Source organism: Flavobacterium solisilvae, from assembly GCF_012911605.1.
Lineage (GTDB): Bacteria > Bacteroidota > Bacteroidia > Flavobacteriales > Flavobacteriaceae > Flavobacterium > Flavobacterium solisilvae.
Genome location: NZ_JAAMPT010000142.1, coordinates 1 through 465, shown reverse-complemented (window position 1 = coordinate 465; position 465 = coordinate 1). Strand labels below are relative to the sequence as shown.

Annotated in this window: 1 protein-coding gene; it reads left to right on the top strand. The window is 34.4% G+C overall.

What is annotated here, in order from left to right; all coding sequences use genetic code 11:
- Positions 1-74: 74 nt before the first annotated feature.
- A partial coding sequence (locus G6042_RS00655; protein ID WP_169522353.1) for an ATP-binding protein occupies positions 75-465 on the top strand: 391 nt, incomplete at its 3' end.

Below are 465 nucleotides of genomic sequence, written 5' to 3'. Positions count from 1 at the left end.
GAAGAATTTGAATTACCCAATCACAACAACATCAGAGGAAAAAACTATTACAAATAAATTAAAACCAAATACTTATGAATGAAATTACTACAACCAAAATGAAACAAATGAAGCTTTATGGCATGCATAATGCTTTTAAAACCGCCATCGAAAGTGGAAAAACAGACCATTACACGCTAGATCAGTTTATCGCAATGCTCATTGATGCCGAATGGGATGAACGTCACAATCGTCGCATTGAGCGAAGCATAAAAAACGCTCGATTCCATTACAAATCCAATATTGAAAACATCAATTTTGATGCTTCACGCAATCTGGATAGAAACCAAGTTTTACGATTAGCTGCATGCGATTTTGTTGAGAAAAATCAAAATGTATTAATCACAGGAAGCACGGGAGTAGGTAAAAGTTTTTTAGGTACAGCATTAGGTTATCAAGCTTGTATTCAAGGATATAAAGTCAGTT